19 protein-coding genes and 2 tRNA genes are annotated in these 19,134 nt (G+C 69.5%); 13 read left to right on the forward strand and 8 right to left on the reverse strand.

Translation table 11 applies throughout. From position 1 onward, the window contains the following. The 3 genes from AB5S17_RS19130 to AB5S17_RS19140 all read right to left on the reverse strand — a co-directional run. A partial coding sequence (locus tag AB5S17_RS19130; protein WP_369242377.1) for a GTP-binding protein occupies window positions 1-626 on the reverse strand: 626 nt, incomplete at its 3' end. 289 nt (window positions 627-915) lie between these two features. Further along, window positions 916-989, reverse strand: a tRNA-Gly gene (locus AB5S17_RS19135). A 43-nt stretch (window positions 990-1,032) separates the two neighbouring features. After that, window positions 1,033-1,117, reverse strand: a tRNA-Tyr gene (locus tag AB5S17_RS19140). Between the two features lie 332 nt (window positions 1,118-1,449). Between AB5S17_RS19140 and rlmB the strand changes: the two genes are divergently transcribed. The 10 genes from rlmB to AB5S17_RS19190 all read left to right on the forward strand — a co-directional run bounded on the left by rlmB (window position 1,450) and on the right by AB5S17_RS19190 (window position 11,075). Beyond that, window positions 1,450-2,310 (forward strand): 23S rRNA (guanosine(2251)-2'-O)-methyltransferase RlmB, encoded by an 861-nt coding sequence (gene rlmB, locus AB5S17_RS19145; RefSeq protein ID WP_369242379.1) that lies wholly within the window; start codon window positions 1,450-1,452, stop codon window positions 2,308-2,310. 83 nt (window positions 2,311-2,393) lie between these two features. Beyond that, window positions 2,394-2,912, forward strand: coding sequence for a histidine phosphatase family protein (locus tag AB5S17_RS19150; RefSeq protein ID WP_369242381.1), 519 nt, complete (start codon window positions 2,394-2,396; stop codon window positions 2,910-2,912). A gap of 117 nt (window positions 2,913-3,029) precedes the next feature. After that, window positions 3,030-4,481, forward strand: coding sequence for a YcjX family protein (locus AB5S17_RS19155; RefSeq protein ID WP_369242383.1), 1,452 nt, complete (start codon window positions 3,030-3,032; stop codon window positions 4,479-4,481). Then, window positions 4,478-5,638 (forward strand): YcjF family protein, encoded by a 1,161-nt coding sequence (locus AB5S17_RS19160; protein ID WP_369242385.1) that lies wholly within the window; start codon window positions 4,478-4,480, stop codon window positions 5,636-5,638. Before AB5S17_RS19155 ends, AB5S17_RS19160 begins: the two co-directional genes overlap by 4 nt. Before the next feature lie 63 nt (window positions 5,639-5,701). Continuing rightward, window positions 5,702-6,229 carry a hypothetical protein gene (locus AB5S17_RS19165; RefSeq protein ID WP_369242387.1) on the forward strand — a complete coding sequence of 176 codons (528 nt, stop codon included), beginning with the start codon at window positions 5,702-5,704 and terminating at the stop codon, window positions 6,227-6,229. Window positions 6,230-6,439: 210 nt separating this feature from the next. Continuing rightward, the gene (locus AB5S17_RS19170) at window positions 6,440-7,645 is read left to right on the forward strand and encodes an amino acid ABC transporter substrate-binding protein (protein ID WP_369242389.1); all 1,206 of its coding nucleotides are present in this window, start codon (window positions 6,440-6,442) and stop codon (window positions 7,643-7,645) included. A gap of 190 nt (window positions 7,646-7,835) precedes the next feature. After that, window positions 7,836-8,636, forward strand: a complete 801-nt coding sequence (locus tag AB5S17_RS19175; RefSeq protein ID WP_369242672.1) for a branched-chain amino acid ABC transporter permease — start codon at window positions 7,836-7,838, stop codon at window positions 8,634-8,636. Continuing rightward, on the forward strand, window positions 8,636-9,592 hold the full coding sequence (locus tag AB5S17_RS19180) for a branched-chain amino acid ABC transporter permease (RefSeq protein WP_369242391.1): 957 nt from the start codon (window positions 8,636-8,638) through the stop codon (window positions 9,590-9,592). Before AB5S17_RS19175 ends, AB5S17_RS19180 begins: the two co-directional genes overlap by 1 nt. A gap of 44 nt (window positions 9,593-9,636) precedes the next feature. After that, window positions 9,637-10,362: an ABC transporter ATP-binding protein gene (locus AB5S17_RS19185; RefSeq protein ID WP_369242674.1), complete on the forward strand. Its 726-nt coding sequence runs from the start codon at window positions 9,637-9,639 to the stop codon at window positions 10,360-10,362. Next, complete coding sequence (locus AB5S17_RS19190) at window positions 10,362-11,075, forward strand: ABC transporter ATP-binding protein (protein WP_369242393.1); 714 nt, start codon at window positions 10,362-10,364, stop codon at window positions 11,073-11,075. The genes AB5S17_RS19185 and AB5S17_RS19190 overlap by 1 nt, the downstream gene beginning before the upstream one ends. A 77-nt stretch (window positions 11,076-11,152) precedes the next feature. Here the strand turns inward: AB5S17_RS19190 and AB5S17_RS19195 are convergent, their stop codons facing one another. From AB5S17_RS19195 to AB5S17_RS19205, 3 genes are read right to left on the reverse strand one after another with little or no spacing between them, the layout of a single operon-like run. Further along, the gene (locus tag AB5S17_RS19195) at window positions 11,153-13,453 is read right to left on the reverse strand and encodes a xanthine dehydrogenase family protein molybdopterin-binding subunit (RefSeq protein WP_369242395.1); all 2,301 of its coding nucleotides are present in this window, start codon (window positions 13,451-13,453) and stop codon (window positions 11,153-11,155) included. After that, a complete protein-coding gene (locus tag AB5S17_RS19200) occupies window positions 13,450-14,433 on the reverse strand; it encodes a xanthine dehydrogenase family protein subunit M (RefSeq protein WP_369242397.1) in 984 nt (327 codons plus the stop codon). Before AB5S17_RS19200 ends, AB5S17_RS19195 begins: the two co-directional genes overlap by 4 nt. Then, window positions 14,430-14,918, reverse strand: coding sequence for a (2Fe-2S)-binding protein (locus AB5S17_RS19205; protein WP_369242399.1), 489 nt, complete (start codon window positions 14,916-14,918; stop codon window positions 14,430-14,432). The genes AB5S17_RS19200 and AB5S17_RS19205 overlap by 4 nt, the downstream gene beginning before the upstream one ends. A 335-nt stretch (window positions 14,919-15,253) precedes the next feature. Between AB5S17_RS19205 and AB5S17_RS19210 the strand changes: the two genes are divergently transcribed. Next, window positions 15,254-15,880, forward strand: a complete 627-nt coding sequence (locus AB5S17_RS19210; protein ID WP_369242676.1) for a TetR/AcrR family transcriptional regulator — start codon at window positions 15,254-15,256, stop codon at window positions 15,878-15,880. A gap of 129 nt (window positions 15,881-16,009) precedes the next feature. Here AB5S17_RS19210 and AB5S17_RS19215 read toward each other — a convergent pair whose 3' ends face one another. Beyond that, on the reverse strand, window positions 16,010-16,987 hold the full coding sequence (locus AB5S17_RS19215; protein WP_369242401.1) for an alpha/beta hydrolase: 978 nt from the start codon (window positions 16,985-16,987) through the stop codon (window positions 16,010-16,012). Between the two features lie 296 nt (window positions 16,988-17,283). On the opposite strand from AB5S17_RS19215, the gene AB5S17_RS19220 reads away from it, so the two are divergent. Continuing rightward, entirely contained in the window at window positions 17,284-18,420 is a 1,137-nt protein-coding gene (locus AB5S17_RS19220; protein ID WP_369242403.1) for an endonuclease/exonuclease/phosphatase family protein, read from the forward strand. Between the two features lie 26 nt (window positions 18,421-18,446). On the opposite strand, the gene AB5S17_RS19225 is transcribed toward AB5S17_RS19220, so the two are convergent. Next, a complete protein-coding gene (locus AB5S17_RS19225; RefSeq protein ID WP_369242405.1) occupies window positions 18,447-18,611 on the reverse strand; it encodes a hypothetical protein in 165 nt (54 codons plus the stop codon). Window positions 18,612-18,743: 132 nt separating this feature from the next. Between AB5S17_RS19225 and AB5S17_RS19230 the strand changes: the two genes are divergently transcribed. Continuing rightward, window positions 18,744-19,130, forward strand: a complete 387-nt coding sequence (locus AB5S17_RS19230; RefSeq protein WP_369242407.1) for a hypothetical protein — start codon at window positions 18,744-18,746, stop codon at window positions 19,128-19,130. Window positions 19,131-19,134: the final 4 nt, after the last annotated feature.

Here is a 19,134-nt window from a genome sequence, read left to right on the forward strand (position 1 = left end):
AGGAACGGCTGGTCGATCGGACGCTCCGGCGTCGGGATGTAGGCGTCGACTTCCTTCATCAGCGCCCGCACCGCGTCCTCGCCGATCTCCTTGTTCGAATCCTCGAGAGCCGCAAGCGCCGAACCCTTGATGATCGGAATGTCGTCGCCGGGGAACTCGTAGGACGACAGAAGCTCGCGCACCTCGAGCTCGACGAGCTCCAGAAGCTCCGCGTCGTCGACCTGGTCGACCTTGTTCAGGAACACCACGATCGCCGGAACGCCGACCTGGCGGGCGAGCAGGATGTGCTCGCGCGTCTGCGGCATCGGGCCGTCCGCCGCCGACACCACCAGGATCGCGCCGTCCATCTGCGCCGCGCCGGTGATCATGTTCTTCACGTAGTCGGCATGCCCCGGGCAGTCGACATGGGCATAGCGACGGCTCTCCGTCTCGTACTCCACATGCGCCGTCGAGATCGTGATGCCGCGCGCCTTCTCCTCCGGCGCCGCGTCGATCTGGTCGTAGGCCCGGTACTCGCCGAAATACTTCGTGATCGCCGCCGTCAGAGACGTCTTCCCGTGGTCGACGTGACCGATCGTCCCGATGTTCACATGCGGCTTGTTGCGCTCGAATTTACCCTTGGCCATCGCCTGTTCCGCTTCCCGAAATTGACAGCGGGACCGTTACCGGATCTTCGCCCCGCCGAAGACGAGCCCGCAATAATGACGTTCGAAGGGGGTTTCAAGTCCGCCTGCCCCAGACGCCGAATCGCCGAACGGCAAAGCCCGGCCGAAACCGTGACGCCTGGCGACTGATTTTCGTCGTCTTCGACAAGCGCCCGGGAGCGGACCATCGCCCTGGAATATGCGGCACCGGCGTTGCGATGGCGCGCGGTCCCGATGACGGAGGCGACAGGGACTATCGAGCCAGCGAACCTGGAGCGGGTAGCGGGAATCGAACCCGCGTATTCAGCTTGGAAGGCTGCTGCTCTACCATTGAGCTATACCCGCAACGCCACAGAGCTTATGCGAAATGCCCGGCTCTGGGAAGCGGTGGTGGAGGGGGCTGGATTCGAACCAGCGTACGCTAAGCGAACGGATTTACAGTCCGTCTCCTTTAACCACTCGGACACCCCTCCGATCCCGCTGCCGCGACGCGCCTCAGCGCTTCGGGCAACAAGGAGCGTCGACCGATCCTGCGACCGGCCTCGCGTCCGAGCGGCCTTATGAAAGGCTGAAGCCCGTCTGTCAACGGTCGGATTTTCGAGTTGTCGTTTCGATGACGGGCGAACCACCGGGGCGGCCGGAGCTTGCGGCCGGACGAGCAGCTTCGGACGGCGCGGACGACGTTCGGCGGGCGAAGGACGGTCGGCCCGCGATTCTGCACCCAGACGCTTCGGTCCGCCGGCACCCGGCCATACCGGCAACCGCCGCCGTTGAGCGCGCGCTTTCTCTGGCGTAAGCAGCGGGCATGACCGACGACACCGCCTCCGGCAGTCCCAAGGACAGCCACTACGCCAAGCTCCGGCGCGCCCATCGCGACCGCAACCGCCCGCCGGGCCAGCCCGGCACGCCGCGGCCGAAGCGGCCGCCTGTTCCCGGCAAGCCGCCGCCCGCGGGCCATGTCTGGCTCTACGGCCTGCATACGGTCGCGGCAGCCCTGCAGAACCCGAAGCGGCGGCTCCACCGGCTGCTCGCCACCCGCAATGCGCTGGCGCGGCTGGAGATCGACGAGGCCGCGATCCCCTGCCCCGTCGAGATCGTCGAGCCGAAGCGGCTGGACAGCGAACTCGGCACCGAGGCGGTGCACCAGGGCGTCGCGCTGGAGGCCGATCCGCTGGCGCCGCACCGCTTCTCGGACCTTTCCGATGCGCGGCTGGTGCTGGTGCTCGACCAGATCACCGACCCGCACAATGTCGGGGCGATTCTGCGTTCGGCGACGGCGTTCGCCGCCGATGCGGTGGTGACGACAGCGCGCCACTCGCCCCAGGAGAGCGGCGTCCTCGCCAAGGCGGCCTCCGGGGCGCTCGAGCACGTGCCGCAGATGCTGGTCGGCAATCTCGCCGAGGGGCTGGAAGAGCTCGCGCGCGAGGGCTTCCTGACCATCGGCCTCGATTCCGACGCCGACGCCGACTTCGAGACCGCGCTGACGGGCGAGAAGCTCGCCATCGTCCTCGGCGCCGAGGGCAAGGGCCTGCGCCAGAAGACGCGCGGCACCGTCGACCGCCTCGCCCGGCTCGACATGCCCGGCGCGATCCGCTCGCTGAACGTCTCGAACGCGGCGGCGATCGCGCTCTATGCCGCACACCGGCATCTGACGAAGACCGCCTGACCGGGCGCGGGGCCCGCCGGTGACGCACCCCGCGCCGTCGCGGCGCATTGCCCGCGGCCCCGATTCGGCCTAGTCGAATGGGGATGCCGCGACGAAGCCACCTCTTCCTGCTGCGCCATGCGCACTCGTCCTGGGCGAGCCCGGGGCAGCGCGACCATCAGCGCCCGCTCGACGAGCGCGGCCGCAAGGACGCGAGCCGCCTGTGCGAGGCGATCCGGCGGAGCGGCATCGCCTTCGACGCCATCGTCTGCTCCAGCGCCACGCGGGCGACCGAGACGCTCGACGGCATCCGACCGGCGCTGGCTTCGGACCTTCCCGTCGAAGTCTCGGACGATCTCTATGCGCTCGGCGCCGAGGCCTATCTCGCCGCCGCGCACCGGCACGGCGATCGCCGGGCACTGCTTCTGATCGGCCACAACCCGATGGTCGAGGCGGTCGCGCGCGCACTCGCCCCGGACGGCGAGGCGGATGCGAGCGCCGCCATCGCCGAGGGCTTCCCCACCTGCGCGCTCGCCCGGATCGGCTTCGACGGCTCCCTTCAAGGGATCCGCCCCGGCGACGGCTTCCTGGAGCAAGTGATCGTGCCGCGCGGGCGACACTGACCGACTTCCCGTTGGGAGGCGCGGCGCCTGAGGCCCGCCTTGCCCTACCGGTCCGCCGCCCCGGCTCCTATATCGGCGGGAACGACCTCTCACCTCCCAGGACGGCCGCTCGCCCCGATGACCTCCCTTGCCGACGAGGCCCGGCTCGTCTTCGACAATTTCACCGACCGCACGACCCACCTCCTCAATCCGTCGCTGCGGCTCGGCGTCACCGGCCTGTCGCGCGCCGGCAAGACGGTGTTCATCACCGCCCTCGTCCACAATCTCCTGCATGGCGGGCGGCTCCCGATGTTCCGGGCGCAGGCCGACGGGCGCATCCTCGGCACCTATCTGGAGGAACAGCCGGACGACGCGGTGCCGCGCTTCCAGTACGAGGAGCACATCCGCACGATCCTGGAGGATCGTGGCTGGCCGCAGTCGACGCGGGCGATCTCCGAGGTGAGGCTCACCGTCGACTTCGAATCGGCCTCCGGCTGGCGGCGCATGCTGCCGGGCGGGCGGCTGTCGATCGACATCGTCGATTATCCCGGCGAATGGCTGCTCGATCTTCCCTTGATCGACAAGGACTTCGCGACGTTTTCTCAGGAAGCGATCGAACGCGCGCGCCTGCCGTCCCGTCACGACCAGGCGGCGCCGTATCTCGCCCTCATCGACGGCATCGACCTCGATGCCAAGGCCGACGAGCCGACCGTGCAGGCGCTGAAGACCGCCTTCGCGGACTATCTCCAGGCCTGCCGCGCGGATGCCACGGCGCTGTCGACCCTGCCGCCCGGCCGCTTCCTGATGCCGGGCGACCTCGACGGCTCGCCCGCGCTGTCCTTTGCCCCGCTCCCGGTCGAGCCCGGCAAGACCTACAGGAAGGGCTCTCTCGCCCATCTCCTGGCCCGCCGCTACGAGGCCTACAAGTCGGTGGTGGTGAAGCCGTTCTTCCGCGAGCATTTCGCGCGGCTCGACCGGCAGATCCTGCTGGTCGACGTCCTGCAGGCGATCAATGCCGGGCCGGAGGCGGTCGCCGACCTCGAAACCGCGCTGACCGACATCCTCGCCTGCTTCCGCCCCGGCCGCACCTCCTGGCTCGGCTCCTTCCTCACCCGCAGGATCGACAAGATCCTCGTCGCCGCGACCAAGGCCGACCATCTCCACCGCGAGAGCCACCGGCGGCTGGAGGCGATCGTGAAGCGGCTCGTCGACGACGCCATCGCGCGCGCAAAGTTCTCCGGCGCGAAGACCGAGGTGCTGGCGCTCGCCGCCGTGCGCGCGACGCGCGAGGCGAGCATCGAGGAAAACGGCGAGACGCTGCCGCTGATCGTCGGCACGCCGGCGGCGGGCGAGCGGATCGGCGCCGAGACCTTCGACGGGACGAGCGAGACCGGCATCTTTCCGGGCGACCTGCCGGCTGATCCGGGGGAGCTCTTCCGCGCCGACGGCGAGTTGCAGCACGGCGCCGTGCAGTTCGTCCGCTTCAAGCCGCCACGGCTGGAGAAGAGCCCGGAGGGGATCACCCTCTCGCTGCCGCATATCCGGCTCGACCGCGCGCTGGAATTCCTCCTGGGAGATCGGCTGGCATGAGCGACGAGACGCCGCGGTCCCGGCGCCAGCCGGGCGCCTATCGCCTGCCGGGCTCCGAGCCGGAGCCGGAGACCGTGCGGCCGCAGCCGGCCGCACGCGATCAGGCTCGGCAAAGGACGGCGTTCGCCGAGCCGCCGGCACAGCCGTCCCGCGCCCCCAAGGCCTTCGACGATCTCGCGCGGCTGGAGATCGAGCCGGACGAGGCCATCGACGACGACGTCCTCGACACGCTGGACGAGCCTGCGTCACCCGTCCGGCGCGGCTTCTCCTTCGGCAAGCTCTTCGTCACCGCCTTCGGCATCCTCCTCTCCTTCGCCGTCGGGCTCGCGATCGACGACATCGTGCGCTCCCTCTTCGCCCGCAACGAATGGCTCGGCTGGGCGGCGCTCGCCGCCGCGGCGCTGTTCGTGATAGGGGCTGTCGGCGTCGCGGCGCGCGAGGCGATCGGGCTGATGCGGCTCTCGGCCGTCGACCGCGAGCGCCAGCGGGGCCTGGCCGCCTACCAGTCGGACCGTCTGGCGGAGGCGCGCGCCGCCGTCACGGCGCTGACCGCGCTGATCGCCGGCCGGCCGCAGACGGCTGAGGGGCGCGCGCGGCTCGCCGAGACAGTCGACGACGTCATCGACCCCGCCGATCTCGTGGCGCTCGCCGAGCGCGAACTGCTCGGGCCGCTGGACGTCGAGGCGCGGGCGCTGGTGCTCGCCTCGGCGAAGCGCGTCTCGGTGGTGACCGCCGTCAGCCCCAAGGCGCTGGTCGACGTCTCCTACGTGCTGTTCGAGACGGTGAAGCTGATCCGCCGGGTGTCCGAGCTCTACGGGGCGCGGCCCGGCACGCTCGGCCTCATCCGGCTCACCCGCAACGTCGTCGCCCATCTCGCCGTCACCGGCTCGATCGCCGTCGGCGACGGCGTCGTGCAGCAGCTGCTGGGGCACGGTGTCGCCTCGCGCCTGTCCTCCCGGCTCGGCGAAGGCGTCGTCAACGGCCTCCTGACCGCCCGCGTCGGCCTCGCCGCCATGGACCTCTGCCGGCCGCTGCCCTTCCTGCGCCTGCGCCGGCCGACGCTCTCGGACATGCTCGCCGAGCTCTCGCCGGTCGGCGGGGCGGCGGATTCGGTCGCGGCACGGGCGATGCGAAAGCGCGGCCTCGGCAAGGCTTGATTAACCCTTCCCAGCGATGATGGCATGGTAAACGATTGATTTGCCAATCAGGAAGGTTTCCCCATGCCGCGTCTCGCCGCCGCCGGTCTCGCCCTTGCCATCGCCGGCTCGGCTCTGGCGACTCCCGCCTTCGCCGATTCCGACGAAGCCTTCTTCCAGAAGGTCCAGGGCACCTGGTCCGGGCCCGGCGAAGTCGTCGCCGGCAAGTACAAGGGCACCAAGTTCGTCTGCACCTTCGATGGCGAGCGGCCGTCGAAGAGCGTCGGCGTGGCGCTCGACGGCTCCTGCCGGGTCGGGCTGTTCTCGCAGCCGATGCGGGCCGAGGTCGTGCGCAGCGGCAAGACCTATCGCGGCGCCTTCCAGGACGGCGCGAAGGGCCGCGGCCTCGACATCGTCTCCGGCAATGTCGACGGCGACAAGATGATCGTCGGCCTCGACCGCAAGCAGCTGAAGGGCGCGATAATCGCCCATCTCGACGATGCCGACACGATCGCGATCACCGTCTCGGTTCGCGTCGCCTCGGAATACGTCCCGGTCATCGGCATGAGCCTGAAGCGCACCGGCATGCGCCAGAGCGCGCTGGCGCAATAGCGGCCCCGCAGGCGCTCCCGCGCGCCACCTCACCTGACGAGACGCCGCCCTTCCCGGTTGCGCCGCGCCGCCCGCGGTTTCGACTGGAGGGCGGCGATTCTTCGTGTTAGCTAGAGCCGGCTTCCGTCAGGGTGCGGGAGTATCGCAGGGACGATGCCCGGCGATGTGCGCCCTGGCCCGTTCGAAGCGGACACAACAGGGAGGATGTCCATGCGGCATTCAATGACAGTGCTGGGAGCCGTGGCGCTCCTGGCCGCCTCGACCTCGCTCGCCTCGGCCGCGGACGTGATCAAGCTTGGCGCTTCGGTGCAGCTGACCGGCCCCTCGGCCAACACCGGCCGCTACTACCGCGACGCCTACAAGATGATGGTCGACAAGATCAACGCCGCGGGCGGCGTCAAGGTCGGCGACAAGACCTACAAGCTCGAGCTCGACATCCTCGACAACCAGTCCGACGTGAACCTCAGCGTGCGCCAGTACGTGCAGCTGATCTCGTCCGACAAGGTGAACTTCCTGCTCGGTCCCTTCGCCTCGAACTTCGCGCTGAACGATTCCTCGGTCGCCGAGAAGTACCAGGTGCCGATGGTCCAGGGCGGCGGCGCCTCGACCGAGATCTACACCCGCGGCTACAAGTACATCTTCGGCACGCTGCCGCCGGCCGACGACTACTACGCCTCGACGATCGACATGCTGCAGAAGCTCGATCCGGCGCCGAAGACGGTCGCGCTGGTCGCCGCCGACGACAGCTTCGACGTCTCCGTCGCCAAGGGCACGCGCAAGCATCTCAAGGACGCCGGCATGAGGATCGCCGTCGACCAGTCGTTCCGCGACGGCGCCGGCGAGTTCGCCTCGATCCTCTCCGAGATCAAGTCGGCCAATGTCGACGCCATCCTGTGGAGCGGCCACGAGACCGACGCGCTCAACTTCATCCGCCAGATGAAGAGCCTCAACGTCGATCCGAAGGACTTCTACTCCTTCACCGTCGGCGTTCCGACGGCCGACTTCCGCAAGGCGCTCGGCTCGGATGCGAACTACGCCTTCGGCATGACCTCCTGGCTGCCCGACGCCTCGCTGAAGGACAAGTGGTACGGCGACGCGGCGCAGTTCGCCAAGGCCTACCAGGCCAAGTACGGCTACCAGCCGGACTACCACGCCGCCTCGGGCGCGGCCGACGTCGAGACCTTCGTCTACGCCATCGAGAAGGCCGGCTCGCTCGACCCGAAGAAGGTGCGCGACGCGATCGCGAAGTCGGACTTCGACAGCCTCTACGCCCACATCAAGTATGGCGAGAACGGCCAGATCGAGCTGCCGCAGATCGTCGTGCAGATCCAGAAGGGCAAGCTCGTCCCGGTCTACACCGACAAGATCCTCAACAAGCCGGAATATCCGATCCCGGCCTGGGGCAAGCGCGGCTGACCGGCCGGCCAACCGTTCGGATTCCAAGCTTTACGGGATCGCGGCCCTTTCGCCGCGGTCCCGTTTTCTTCATCATCGTTGACCGGCAAGGCATCGGCCGCCCATGCGGCCGGCGGAACAGGGAGGCAGCTTCGTGCTTCTGGCACAGATCCTCGTGAACGGCGTGCTCCTGGGCGGGCTCTACGGCCTGATGGCCCTCGGCATGGCGCTCGTCTGGGGCGTCCTCAACATCGTCAATCTCGCCCATGGCGCGATGATCATGCTGGGCGGCTACGCCGTCTACTACCTCTTCACCGGCGCCGGCATCGACCCGTTCCTGGCGCTGCCGATCGCCATCGTCGGCATGTTCGTCTTCGGCTACCTGCTGCAGCGCTTCGTCCTGAACCTGATCGTGCGCTCGGCGATGCTGAACACGCTCCTGATCACCTTCGGGCTGAACGTCGTCATCACCTATCTCGCCCAGCTGGTCTTCAGCGCCGACTTCCGCACCATCAATCCGAGCTATGCCGGCTCGAACGTCCAGGTGCTCGGCATCACCGTGCCGCTGGTCAATCTCGGCGCCTTCGTCATCGCGTTGGTGCTCGCCGGTGCGGTCTGGCTGCTGCTGAACAAGCTGCCGCTCGGCCGGGCGATCCGCGCCACGGCGCAGAACCTCGTCGCCGCGCGCCTCTACGGCGTCGACCCGCGCCAGCTCTACGCCGTCACCTTCGGCATCGGCGCCGCGCTCGCGGGGGCTGCGGGCGGCCTCTACGGCACGATCGCCCACCTCACCCCCTATATCGGCGCCAGCCTGACGGCGAAGTCCTTCGTCATCGCCATCATCGGCGGCCTCGCCAATCCGTTCGGCGTCATCCTCGGCGGCATCTTCGTCGGCGTGGCGGAATCGCTGACCGCACTCTATGCCGGCCCGACCTACAGCGACGTCATCAGCTTCGGCCTTCTCGTCGTCGTCCTCGTGATCCGGCCCGCACGCGCGCTGAGGGCCGCCTGATGAAGCAATCGGTCTCCATTATCCTCGCCCTCGTGGTGGTCGTGCTCCTCGTCTTCGTGCCGTGGGTGGCGAGCGACGTGATGATGCAGTTCGCCATCGACGCGCTGCTCCTCGCCGTCCTCGCCCAAGCCTGGAACATCCTCGGCGGCTTCACCGGCTACGTCTCCTTCGGCAATTCGGTGTTCTACGGTCTCGGCACCTACGGCACTGCGATCGCCATGACGAACAAGTACATGCAGTTGCCCTTCGGGGTCGGCATCGTCCTCGGCATCGTGCTCGCCGTCCTCTGCGCCCTGGTAATCGGCCTGCCGATCCTCAGGCTCCGCGGCCCCTATTTCGCGATCGCGACGCTGGGGCTCTCGGCGGCGATGGGCGCGATCGTCTCCAACATCCCGATCGCCGGCTCCAACATCGGCCTCGTCCTGCCGCTGATCCGCGCCGACACCATGTTCTACGAGCTCTCGCTGGCGCTCCTCGTCGCCTGCACGCTCACCGTCCTCTGGATCTCGAAGAGCCGCTTCGGCATGGGCCTCGTCGCGATCCGCGAGGACGAGGACGCGGCCGGCACGATGGGCATCAACACCACCGCCTTCAAGATCACCGCCCTGGTCCTCTCGGCGCTGTTCACGGCCGTCGCCGGCGGCATCCACGCCTACTGGATCAGCTTCATCGATCCGGCCAGCGCCTTCGATCCGACGCTGAACGTGCGCATGGTGATCATGGCGGTGTTCGGCGGCCCGGGCACGGTCTTCGGACCGCTGGTCGGCTCCTTCATCCTGTCGGCGGTCTACGAATATCTGGCGAGCTCGATCTCGACGGCGGCGGCGCTGCTCTTCGGCATCGTCATCGTGCTCGCGGTGATCTTCATGCCGCGCGGTCTCGCCAACATGATCGGCGGCGTGCGCGGCAAGGGGCCGCGCTACTTCCTCCAGAACATCCGGGAGAACCGGCTTTGAGCGCGCTGGCAGACACCACGGCCAAGGCGCCGGCAGGGCGGACGATCCTGCAGGCGGAGGGCATCACCAAGCGCTTCGCCGGCCTCGTCTCGGTCAACCAGGTCTCGTTCGAGATGGTCGAGAACGAGATCCTCGGGCTGATCGGGCCGAACGGCGCCGGCAAGACGACCCTCGTCAACATGATCTCCGGCACGCTGAAGCCGAACGAGGGCGAATTGCGCTTCGAGGGCCAGCCGATCGACGCGCTGGCACCCTACCAGCGGGCCCATCTCGGCATCTGCCGGACCTTCCAGGTGATGAAGCCCTTCCCCGGCATGTCGGTCCTGGAGAACGTCACCGTCGGTGCGCTGTTCGGGCGGAACGGCGGCGAGAAGGCGACGGGCAAGGCGCGCGAATCGGCGCGCGAATGGATCGAGTTCACCGGCCTCTCCCACCGCATCGAGGCCAAGGCCGATTCACTCGGCGGCCCGGATCGCAAGCGGCTCGAATTCGCCAAGGCCCTGGCGATGGGGCCGAAGCTCCTGCTCCTCGACGAGGTGATGGCCGGCCTCAACGCCGTCGAGGTCGAGGAGGTGATCGAGCTGATCAAGAAGATGCGCGAGCGCGGCGTGACGATCCTCGTGATCGAGCACGTCATCAAGGCGATCCGCAGCCTGTCGGACCGCGTCCTCGTCCTCAACCACGGCGAGAAGATCGCCGAGGGCGACCCGGCCGTGGTGCTGGAGGATCCGCGCGTCGTGGAAGCCTATCTCGGACGGAGGCGGCAGTGATGAGCGAGACGCTGCTGAACATCGCGAACCTTACCGCCGGCTACGGCGCCGTGCCGGTGCTGTTCGACGTGTCGCTGACCGTCGGGCGCGGCGAGATCGTCGCCCTCGTCGGCTCCAACGGCGCGGGCAAGACCACCCTCCTGCGCGCCGTCTCCCGCGTCATCAAGGCCGAGGGCACGCTGGAGTTCGACGGCACCGACCTGCTGCCGTTGGCGCCGGAGGCCGCCTTCACCCGCGGTCTCGTCCAGGTGCCCGAGGGCCGGCAGCTCTTCGGCAAGATGACGGTCGAGGAGAATCTCAGGATGGGCGCCTTCCGGCGCAAGGACAAGGCGAACCTCGACCAGAGCTTCGAGCGCGTCTACGAGCTGTTCCCGCGGCTGAAGGAGCGGCGCCGCCAGCTCGCCGGCAACATGTCCGGCGGCGAGCAGCAGATGTGCGCCATGGGCCGGGCCCTGATGGCGGCGCCGAAGCTGCTCCTGATCGACGAGATGAGCCTCGGCCTCGCGCCGGTCGTCGTCGACCAGCTGCTGGAGGTCCTCACCGACATCCGCAGCCAGGGCGTCACCGTCCTCCTCGTCGAGCAGGACGTCTTCGCCGCCTTCTCCGTCGCCGACCGCGGCTATGTCATGGAAACCGGCAAGATCGTGGGCCAGGGACCGATCGCCGAGCTGCAGAACGACCCGGCGGTGCGCGAGGCCTATCTCGGCGCCTGACCGCCGGGCTCCCGTCAAAGCGACGGCGCCGCGCTGTCGGGCGCGACGCCGTCGATCGGATCGGGAAGATCGACCCGCTACAGCAGGCTTTCGAGCGTGATCGGCAGGCGGCGGATGCGTTTTCCCGTCGCGTGGTAGACGGCGTTGGCGATCGCCGGGGCAACCCCGACGATGGCGAGCTCGCCCACCGCCTTGCCGCCGAGCGGCGTCGCGTCATAGTCCGGCTCGCCGACCGAGATCGCGGTGATCTCCGGCACGTCGGCATTGGTCGCGATCCGGTAGTCCGCGAGGTTCGACGACAGGATGCGGCCGTTGCGCGGGTCGGTGACGCCCTCTTCCAGCAGCGCCATGCCGATGCCCATGACGATGCCGCCCTTGAACTGGCTCTCCGCCAGCTTCGGATTGTAGAGCCGGCCGGCATCGAGCGCGGTGACCACGCGCGCGACGCGGACGGTGCCGAAGTCCTCGTCCACCCGCACCTCAATGAAGTGGGCGCAGAAGGAATGCTTCGAGACCGTCGCCTCGGGCAGCGATCCGCGGCCGGCGAGCGTCGAGAACATGCGCTGGCGCTCCTCGGCCGAGCGCTCCGCCGGCGGCAGGGTGTCCCGCGTCACCTCCAGATGGTCGCGCCCGGTGGCGGCGAGCAGTTCGCCGATGCCGATCGCCCCGCCGCGCGAGGCGCCGATCGTCCCGCCTTCCACGAGGAGCGTGTTCGCCTCCCCCCGCAGGGGCGAGTTCGGGTCCGTCAGGCCGAGCGTGATCAGCTCGTCGCGCGCGGCCTGCGCGGTCTTGTGAACCGCCGCAGTCATCAGGTTGGCGAGCTGCGAGCCGCCGGCGACCGGCGCGCGCCCGAGCCGGGAATCGCCGAGCTTCACCGACACTTTCTCGACCGGCACGCCGAGCACCTCGGCGGCGGTCTGGGCGAGAATCGTGTAGGTGCCCGTTCCCATGTCGATGGCGCTCGACAAGACCTCGACCGAGCCGTCCGAGAGGACGCGCACCGTCGCCTCGCCGGGCGCGGCGTAGACGGGATGGGTGCCGACGGCCATGCCCCAGCCGATCAGCTCGCGGCCCTCGCGCATCGAGCGCGGCGCGGGATTGCGCTTTGCCCAGCCGAACGCCTCGCCCGCGACGTCGTAGCATTGCAGGAGCCGGCGCGAGGACCAGGGCTTGCCGGTCTCGAAGTCGTGGTCCGGCTCGTTGCGGCGGCGCAGTTCCACCGGATCGAGGCCCAGCTCGATCGCCAGCTCGTCCATCGCGCATTCGAGCGCGAAGGCGCTGGGGTTCTTGCCCGGCGCCCGGAATGGCCCGGGCAGCACGGTGTTCACCGGCACGATGCGCTGGCGCGACCGGAAGTTCGGCACCGCGTACATCATCTTGGTGACGACGCCGAGCGTCTCGGCGAAGGTGCCGTAGACCGAGGTCTCGCTGAAGGCGTCGTGCTCGAGCGAGACGAGCCGGCCATCCTTCGTCGCCGAGAGCGTCAGCGTCTGGCGCGTCGCCGGCCGCCCGCCATAGGCGGTGAAGGTCTGCGGCCGCGTCGCCGCGAGCTTGACCGGCCGGCCCAGCATCTTCGCGGCGATCGCCGCCGCCGCCGAATGCGGCAGCCCTTGCGCCTTCGAGCCGAAGCCGCCGCCGATGAAGGGCGAGAGGACGCGGACATTGTCGAAGGGCAGGTCGAACCAGCCGGCATAGTTGCGGGCGGTGCCGTCGATCCACTGCGTCGGCTCGTAGATCGTCAGCCGGTCGTCCGCCTCCCAATGCGCGATCAGCCCGTGCGGCTCGATCGGCACGTTGTACTCGCGCGGCGTCTCGTAGGTGGCCGCAAAGCGCATCCCGGCCTCGGCATGGGGCCCATCCGGCTCGCCCCATTCCTTCGCCAGCGCATCGACCGCCCGGCCCTCGCCGGCCCGTTCGTCGGCGAAGGTCGGCACCGCCGGCGCTTCCTCATAGGAGATCTCGATGAGGGCCGCGGCCGCGCGCGCCTGTTCCAGCGTATCGGCAACGACGGCCGCGACGAGTTCGCCGTTGAAGCGGATGTCGCGGGCGAAGGGCACATAGGTGTCGCCCGGCGGGGTGTTGCCGAAGAAGTCCGGCATCGGCTTCAGCGCCAGCGAATTCTCCGCATCGAGCACCAGGCGCACGCCCGGCGCGGCCTCCGCCGCCGCCTTGTCGATCGAGACGACGCGGCCGGCGCCGATTGTCGCCTGCACGAGGACGCAGTGGAGAAGGTTCTCCACCGACTGCTCCAGCGCATAGGTCGCGCCGCCGCGGACCTTCAGGCCGCCATCGCCGCGGATCGCGACCCTGCCGAGCGGGCCGGTGGCTTCGGTGTCGGCGGCACTGCCGTATTTGGCGGGCGTGTCCGTGAGGCTCATTGGATCCCTCCGACCTTGAGGATCGCCCGCGCGACGACGCGCGGCGCGAGTTCGATCTTGTAGGCGTTGCCGGCCCAGGACTTGGCGCCCTCGACGGCGAAGCGGGCAGCCTCGCGCACTCTCGCCTCGTCGAGTGCCCTGCCCGTCAGCGCGGCTTCGACCGCCTCCGCGCGCCAGGGCGTGGTGCCGACGCCGCCGAGCGCGACGCGGATGTCGCGGATGGTGCGCCCGTCGGCCTCCAGCTCCAGCCCCACCGCGGCGCTCGCCGCGGCGAACTCGTAGGAGGCGCGGTCGCGGACCTTCAGATAGGTCGAATTCGTCGCCGCCTTCGACGCCGGGACGTGAACCGCCGTCACCACTTCGCCGGGCTCCAGCACCGTCTCGCGATCAGGCGTTTCGCCGGGCTCCAGAAAGAAGTCGGTGATGGCGATCTCGCGCTTCGTCGTGCGAATCGTCGCGCCGAGCGCCGTCAGCGCCACGGCGAGGTCGCCGGGATAGAGGGCGATGCACTGGTCGCTGGTGCCGAGGATCGCATGGTCGCGCGTGACGTTCTCCAGCGCCGCGCAGCCGGAGCCGGGCTCCCGCTTGTTGCAGGCGGCATAGCCGGCGGGATCGCGGAAATAGGAGCAGCGGGTGCGCTGCAGGAGATTGCCGCCGATCGTCGCCATGTTGCGCAGCTGCGCCGATGCCGCGAGGAGCAGCGCCTCCGACACCGCCGGAAAGCGCGCCTCGATGCCGGCATCGGCCGCGACCCGGCTCATCGTCGCCAGCGCGCCGATCGTCGCGCCGGCCTCGTCGACCGTGACGGCGGAAAGGTCCGGCAGCCGCGTGATGTCGACGACGGTCCGCGGCTCGGCGACGCCGCATTTGGCGAGGTCGATCAGCGTCGTGCCGCCGGCGATCAGCATCGCGCCGGGATGGCGCGACTGCGCCGCCGCCTCGTCGAGGCTCGTCGCGCGGGAATAGTCGAAGTCGATCATGCGCGGGCCTCTTCGCTCTGCTGCGCCGCCTTCTTCACCGCCGCGACGATGCCGTTATAGGCGCCGCAGCGGCAGAGATTGCCGGCCATGAATTCGCGGATCTCGTCATCGGAGCCGGCATGGCCCTCTTCGATGCAGGCGACGGCGGACATGATCTGGCCGGGCGTGCAGTAGCCGCACTGGAAGGCGTCCTCCTCGAGGAAGGCCTGCTGCACGGGATGCGGCGCGCCGTCTTTTCCGGCGAGACCCTCGATCGTCGTCACCGCCTTGCCCTCCGCCTGTACGGCGAGGGTCAGGCAGGCGAGCACCCGCTCGCCGTCGACATGGACGGTGCAGGCGCCGCACTGGCCCTGGTCGCAGCCCTTCTTGGTGCCGGTGAGGCCGAGATGCTCGCGCAGCGCGTCGAGCAGCGTCACCCGCGGCTCCAGCGTCACGGCGTGCAGCGCGCCGTTGATATTCAGTTCCATCGATCTGAGGCTCGCCATGAGCTGTCTCCTTCGAGCGGCAAAGGACGGACCGTCCGTCAGTTGGGCCATGCGCTGCACCAGCTCGCGCCCGGCCTTTCTGCCATCGGTCCTGCCGAAAGCCGGGCTCCGTCGCTGACGCGGGTCCCGGCCCTTGTGGAAGCCTGTCCGAAGCGGCGATCCGGCATCCCATGACGGGCGGGCGATGACAGGCCGCCGCCGGGATGCGATAAGGTGATCGGGTTGCTCCGGATTAACCGGAGGGGCCTCCGGTTATTGCCGAAGTATGCCCTGCCCGTCCGGGTTCAAGGCCGGCGCCGGAAATTTCTCGACGAGTAGGCCTTTCCACCGTGTCCATTCAGAAGCCAGAGGCCGCAGACGAGGCAGACGAGGCCGGCGCTTCGCCGCGGCCGCTGCGCGCCGACGCCCGGCGCAACCGCGACAAGCTGACCGCCGCGGCGGCAAAGGCCTTCGCGCGGTCCGGCGTCGACGCCTCGCTGGAGGCGATCGCCCGCGAGGCCGGCGTCGGCACCGGCACGCTCTACCGCCACTTTCCGACGCGCGAGGCGCTGATCGAGGCGGTGTATCGCCGCGAGGTGGAGGGCCTCGTCGCGGCCGCCGACGACCTCCTGCGCCAGGAGACGCCGGACGCGGCGCTCGCCGAATGGATGCAGCGCTATGTCGACTACATCGCCACCAAGCGCGGCATGCGCGACAGCCTCAAGCTGCTCCTGGAATCGAATTCGCCGCTCTTCGCCGAGACCCACGGCCTCGTGCCGCGCACCTTTCGCCGCCTGATGGAGCAGGCCGTCCAGTCCGGCACGATCCGTCCCGACGCCGACAGCGCCGACGTCCTGCACGCCCTCTCCAGCATCTATTCGGCGACCGACGGGCCGGACTGGCACGAACGCTCGCGCCGGCTCGTCGCGCTGATCATGGACGGTCTGCGCTATGGCGCGCCGAGGCCGAGCCAGCGGCGCTGACGCCGCGACGCGGCGTCCACACAGGGCGGACCCTGCCACCCGTCGTCTCCGGCTCGCGGACGTCCACCTCGCCCGGCCGCTGACGGTCCTGCGAGTTTCCGTCCGACCGGCGGTGCGCTTCTGCCGCCCTCACTCCAGCCCGAGACGCGTCCTCAGAAACGCCTCCTGCTCGTCCAGCGTCTTACGGCCGGCGGCCGAGGGGAAGCTCTGGAAGACGTGCGCGCCGCCGTTCGTCAGGGACAATTCCGCCGCATTGCCGGCGCTCGCCCAGCGCGCCGCCATGAACAGCGTGTCGTCGACGAGGAGGTCAGCCGTCCCGCAGGAGAACAGCGCCGGCGGCAGGCCCTTGAGGTCGGCGTAGAGCGGCGACACCGCCGGGTCCTTCAGCGAGTAGCGGTCCGGAACGAAGCGCAGGACGAACTCCTTCACGTCGTCGGTGTTCAGCACCAGCCGATCCTTGCCGAAGGCGCGCACGCTCGGCGTCAGCGAGAGGTCGTAGCAGCCGGCAACGAGGTTCGCGGCCCGGAACGGCGTCAGCCTGTAGTCGTCGCGCAGCCGGATCAGCGTCAGGACGGAGAGGTGCGCGCCCGCCGATTCGCCGCCGATCGCGAGGACGCCGCGCGGCAGCGACAGGTTGCCGTTCGCGAGCGCCAGCGCGACGGCGACGCAGTCGTCGGGCGCCGCGGGAAAGGGATGCTCCGGCGCCAGGCGATATTCCACCGAGGCGACGGTGAGCCCGGTATTGTCGGCGAGGCGCCGCAGCCGCGGATCGCCCTCCTCGGCGCCGCCCCACACCCAGCCGCCGCCGTGGATGTGCAGGAAGGTGCCGCGGGTGTCGCCGTTCGACGGCCGCAGCACCCGGATCGGGATCGACCGGCCGGCCGGTCCGTAATGGGTGATTGTCTCGGCCGCGCGGTCCTTCGGCGCGGCGGGAAAGGTGCCCCGCCCCTCCTTGCGCGACCGGCGCACCTCGGCGATCGGCATCGACCAGGGATCCGGCCGAACCTTGTGGCCGGCGATGATCGTCTGGTTGAGCCGAGCGAGCTCGGGATCGATCCCCTCGGGGTCGAACGCTGCGGGATCGATCGTCAGATGCGGGTTTGCCATGCCGTTGCCCCTGTTGCCGAAGCGGAAAGTTAGGCGGCGGACGCAACCGTTGTAGGGGCTCGCCCTACAGCCGGAAAATCGGTGCTCGCCAGGCGCGGTTCAGACGAGCCCCCGTCGCAGGCGCGCCCGACCATGTGACGGCGGACGAAGGAACCGCCGATCGCGCCGCGGCAGGCGCTGATCGTTTTCCCCCGCAACGATTTCGCGCCGAACCTCGGCAGACCCGGTGCATTCCCCTGCCAGACCGGCCCGCCACGGCGCGCCGAACTGCAGCGACGGCGAAGGAGAGACACGGCATGGCGCAGCGACGGGGCGGCATCGGTATCGGATGGATCATCGTGCGGGCGCTCCTGGCGCTGCTCGCCCTCGCCCTCATCGTCGTGACCTTCCTGCCCTTCCTCGGCACCAACAGCTGGTGGGTGCGCTTCCTCGACTTCCCGCGCGTCGAGTTCCTGTGGGCCGCCGTCATCGTGCTGGTGATCTCGCTCGGGCTGCCCGGGCGCCTGCGCTGGTACGGCCTTATCACCAGCCTCGTCGCGGCGGCCGCCCTCGGCGTCCAGAGCTGGATCGTGGTGCCCTATTCCGCCATCGCGCCGGTCGCGGCGGCGAGTGCCGCGAGCTGTCCGGCGGGCAACCGGCTGCGCGTTCTCGAGGCCAATGTCCAGATGACAAACGAGCACGACAACCGGCTCTTCGACGAGGTGAAATCGGCGGATGCCGACGTCCTGCTCTTCGAGGAGGTCGACAAGTGGTGGGACGAACAGTTCCGCCAGATGCACGACCGCTATCCCCACTTCAAGCACTACGTCACGCAGAACTATTACGGGATCACGCTGCTCTCGAAATATCCGCTGGTCTCGCCCGACATCCGCTTCCTCGCCAATTCGCACGACCCCGCGGTCTTCTCCGGCGTCACCCTGCCGTCCGGCCAGACCATCCGCTTCTACGGCATCCATCCGCGGCCGCCGACCTTCGGCCAGTCCTCGGCCGAGCGCGATGCGGTGGTCTCGGCTGCGGCGCTGGCGATCGCGGACGACAAGCAGCCCTCGATCCTCATCGGCGACATGAACGCCACGCCCTGGTCCTCGATCGTCCGGCGTTCGGCGAGGATCGGCCACCTCCTCGACCCCCGCCTCGGCCGCGGCTGGTATCCGACCTGGAAGGCCAACGCGACGATCATGCGCTGGCCGCTGGACGAGGTGCTGTTCGGGCCTGCGTTCGCTCTGACGGATTTCCAGGTCCTGCCGCCTTTCGGCTCGGATCACCAGCCGACGCTGACGACGCTCTGCTACGATCCGCAGCTGAACCAGGCGGCGCCGCAGCCGGTGAACGGCGACATCCAGGCGGCTCTGCAGGCGGTCAAGACCGGCCAGGGCAAGGCCGCGCCGTCGCCTGAACCGAAGGCGGGCAAGCAGGAGCCGGGCGGCGACTGACCCGCCGGGCTCCGGTCACCGGGCGTTCAGCGCGCGTCGCCCGGCCCGCTCTTCGGCTGGTAATAGCGCTCGCTGCCGCAGCTCGGGCATTTCGGGATCACGTCGCCTTCGGAGACGTGGATGTGGTTGGAGCAGTTCTCGCAGCGCAGCTCCAGATCCCGTTCCGCCCGATGTCCCGCCTCGATGCTCATCCTTGAGCTCCTCTCCTGTTGGTGCGGTCGGTAACCGGCAGCGGCGGACGCGGGTTCCGCGGCCGGCGGGAGCCATCGGCCCTGCGGCGCGTTCCAGGTGCAAGGGACCTTCTCCGATTCAGGAACGATCTCATGCGCTTGTATCTTCCGACGGCCGGCCTTGCCGCCTTCGCGCTCGCAGCCGGCCTTGGCGCCGCCAGCGCACAGCAGCCGGCGACATCCGGCACGCCCGCCCCCGACACGCCGCTGACGCAGATCCCGGAGGTTCCCGCGCCCGGGCCGCGGTCGAGCGCGCCGCCGGCCGGCAGTCAGAACCCGATGGGCGATCCCTGCAAGGCTGAGCCGGGCGGCGGCGGCTCCGGCCAGACCCTCTCGAACAAGCTGTCGGACTGCTCCGGCGTCCTCTCCCCGCCATCGACCAGCGATCCCGGCATCCAGGCGCCGGCGCCGGATCCCGAGCCGAACACGACGCCGGTCATTCCGCCGAACGCCGTTCCGGACCAGCCGCAGCCGAAATAGCGGC

The sequence above is a fragment of the Jiella sp. M17.18 genome, from assembly GCF_041027365.1.
Classification (GTDB): domain Bacteria; phylum Pseudomonadota; class Alphaproteobacteria; order Rhizobiales; family Rhizobiaceae; genus VKMB-3413.